General features: G+C 57.3%; 2 protein-coding genes and 1 tRNA gene. All 3 read right to left on the bottom strand.

From position 1 onward, the window contains the following. Window positions 1-69 precede the first annotated feature (69 nt). On the bottom strand, window positions 70-1,050 hold the full coding sequence (locus tag Q0629_RS04070) for a hypothetical protein (RefSeq protein WP_298779240.1): 981 nt from the start codon (window positions 1,048-1,050) through the stop codon (window positions 70-72). Window positions 1,051-1,228: 178 nt separating this feature from the next. Continuing rightward, window positions 1,229-1,315: transfer RNA gene (locus tag Q0629_RS04075), tRNA-Leu, on the bottom strand. A 114-nt stretch (window positions 1,316-1,429) separates the two neighbouring features. Further along, the coding region (locus tag Q0629_RS04080) for a hypothetical protein (RefSeq protein WP_298779242.1) at window positions 1,430-2,746 on the bottom strand (1,317 nt) is incomplete at its 5' end.

Genomic DNA, 2,746 nt, shown 5'->3' on the forward strand with positions numbered 1-2,746 from the left:
ACGGGTCTGCTCCAGCTCCTCATCCCAAAAGGACATCATCTCGCTCTCCCCCTTTTCGGACGCTGAGGGTTACGACAAGCCTGTGTGTGCGTCTTTTTTCAGGGCGTCGATCTCATGGGAAGTCAGCCCCGTGAGCTCTGAGATCTGAGCCACGGGAAGCGGCACGGCAAGCATCCGGCGCGCTACTTCCATAAGGCCCTTCAGACGTCCTTCTTGGCGTCCTTCTTCATGGCCCATCACGCGCCCTTCCGCGCGCCCCTGCGCACGGGTCTGCTCCAGCTCCTCATCCCAAAAGGACATCATCTCGCTCTCCCCCTTTATCTCCCTGGCTCCCTTCCTGTACTGCTCCCAAAGCGCCCTGTCCTTCAAGTTGATGACCCTCGCGATAAACGCCAGAAGGTCGGACCGATCCTCCCGGCTCCAGCCCTTCGACACCAGAATCCTGGTGAGCTTCAGCAGGTAGATCAGCTTCTGCTGCTCCTCGTTGTCGTATGCCAACGCCTTTTTTGCCGCGTAAAGCGCCAGGTCGAACGGGTTGTCGCTCGCCAGGAGCCCCTCGTCGTCCAGATTCCACAGCTTGACGCAATTATAACTGTAGTGGAGGCGCGTCCCATACTGTAAAAAGTCGTAGACGCCCGGCGTTTCCGACTTCGGACGCGACGCGGTCAAAATTGCCAGCGCTACGGGGTTCTTGTCGTAGTGCGCGAAGAGCAGGCAGTAGTAGCGCATCATCCTCCGCGATAGGTCCTCACCGCCCCTGCCCTGAACCTCGATGTGCAGCAGCACCCACTGTTCGCCGCCGTCCTTCAGCGGGATTTTCAGCAGGGTATCGACGAACTTCGCCGACACCTGTTCCTCGTCGCCCGGCTTCGGCAGGGTGTCCTGGAGTTCCTTGTCGAGCGGCGTGGCCTCCTGCTCCAGATCCGCATCCTTGTACAGGTCGGGAATGGCGCTCCTCAGAAGCTCCCGCCAAAACCTCCTGATGAGGGCCTTCCAGAAGCCGTCGTAGTCGAAACGCTCCGGCTTTTCCTGCATCGTCCGTTCGTCCATCCCGTCAACTCCATTCTCTGTGTCGCCATGGCTGTATTTTATACCCTCTTCGCCGTCACGTTCGCGCCGGCCAGGGCGACGTCGGGAGGTGGTCAGGCTCCTGCCGGAATAAGGGGATTGCGCTAAAAAACAGCGGCCAATCCCGCTTGAGATTGACCGCTCTTCTGAACCGTTATCATGGTGCGGAGGGGGGGACTCGAACCCCCACAGCTTTAGGGCCACAAGATCCTTAGTCTTGCGCGTCTACCAGTTCCGCCACCCCCGCACAACACACCTATTATACCCGCAAGGGGGCCAGCGTCAAGGGGGCTCTTGATGCCCTTGCGTGGGCTGGCGCTGTGGCTCCATCAGGTGCCCTCTGGGCCGCTGAATCACATCGTCAAGGATCGAGCAGGCTGTCTCTCCGTACCGGATCAAGGAGGCTGGGCCGTCCTTCCGGTTCTGCGAGATTGTCCCGTCTTTCCGGGTCTGCCAGGCTGGGATACCTTACAGGATCCAGAAGCGTAAACTCTCGAATCAGGTCCTCGCCCAGGAAAGCCACGAGATCCTCCAGATAGACGGTGTCCTCCCATTTTTTTCGCTCATACCATTCCTGCGCCCTTTGTATAGTCATCCCTCCACCGACGATGACGACAGGGACGAAAAGAGGACTTGTGCCCGCTGCGACAACGATCTTGAGGACAAGCATATTGACAGGGACCATCAAAGCGGACCCGACGGCGTTTTGGCCGCGCTGCCGGGCTCGCTCGGCGAAGACTTCGTAAGAGATATCTCCGTTTTGATAGGCGTAGAATTCTTTCCCCATGCCCCAGCAAAAATAGCCTATCGTGTATCCCATCCCCGCATTTTTGAGCGGCATCACGGCGGCGAATCGTTTCCCGGCCCGGCAGAGGATGCCGTCGATGAGCATTGGGGTAACGGTATAGCCGGCAAAATCCACCGCCGTCCGCTTCAGTGCCCTTTCCCAGGAGGCCTCGCCTCGATAGGCCAGGCTCAAGTCGTTCCAGTTCTCCGAAAGGGCCATCATCGCACCGCCCAGCATATAAGGCGCTGTCCGCTTCAGTTTCTCCCTCATGCCGGCGAGCATTTTATTCTTCGCAACCGTGATGTCCTTCATGTCCTTTTCGACCGTTTGAGCAAGCTCCTGCTGGCTGCTCTCCCTGGTATTGGGCTTCCCCGTCACCTGAGATTCCGGTATCACCCTGTCCGCCAGGTCTGCAGTTTTCTCACTGCGAATGAATTTCTCATACTCGTCGTCCGGGAGCATTATTTTATCGCCCTTTGGAAGGCGTGCCAGTGCGTTCCGAAGACTTTTCTCATACATTTTTGCTTTTACAACGTAGTTTTGTCCGTTTCTGACAAAACCAACGTCATACCTGCTGGGGGGGTTATAGACCTTGCAACCCATTTCTCTCATGATCTGTTCTGCTTTTAGGCGCTCAAAATTGCGTGCCTGGCCCACAAACTTAGCAGCGCTAACTCCATTCTCTGCCGTCTCGGCTATCATGATTTTATTTTGAGCTCTTACGGCAGTCAATGGGGGCGATTTCAGGACCTCTTTACATTTATCGAGGTCAACCCCCTCCCCAACCCCGGCCGAGGTTTGGCTGTCGCCCATCACATGCGAGGCATGGAGCTGTTCCGCAAGGGGCATGGCCTCGGAGCGAGTTAAGCTGGAGTAATGTTTTCTCAGCTC

The sequence above is a fragment of the uncultured Fretibacterium sp. genome (assembly GCF_938030725.1).
In the GTDB taxonomy this organism is placed as follows: Bacteria; Synergistota; Synergistia; order Synergistales; family Aminobacteriaceae; genus Fretibacterium.